Below are 494 nucleotides of genomic sequence, written 5' to 3'. Positions count from 1 at the left end.
CACTTCCAACACCATTAAGATTAAAGTGGGTAGCACGGAAGGTACTCTGAAAGTAGCCGCTGTGAATACGTGTGGCAAGAGCTCTCAGGCCAGCTTGACTATCAAGCCGAATACAATACCGGTTATGCCAGGTGCCATCACGAGCCCGGGTATCGTGTGCTCGGTGAGCCAGGGTAATGTATACAGCATTGCTGCCGTGACAGGTGCTACTACTTATACCTGGACAGCACCAACTGGGTGGGAGATCACTTCAGGTCAGGGAACAACCAGCATCACCGTATCTGCCAGCGCGGCTGGTGGAACCATGAAGGTAACAGCTTCGAATGCATGTGGCATCAGCCCGGAAAGAACGCTTACTATAAATGTTTCCACTAAACCACAGGTGCCGGTAGCCATCACAGGCAAGAACGACCTGTGCGCCGGTGTGGTAGAAACCTATGCGGTGACAGCGGTAGCCGGCGTGTCCTATACCTGGACGGTGCCTGCAACAGGTG

Annotated in this window: 1 pseudogene; it reads left to right on the top strand. The window is 53.6% G+C overall.

Features of this window, described 5'->3' with window-relative positions:
• Positions 1–25 precede the first annotated feature (25 nt).
• Positions 26–494, top strand: a pseudogene (locus OB13_RS03920) (glycoside hydrolase family 9 protein); the annotation flags it as partial.

It is taken from the genome of Pontibacter sp. HJ8, from assembly GCF_054824225.1.
This window is presented reverse-complemented; position numbering and strand designations above follow the sequence as displayed.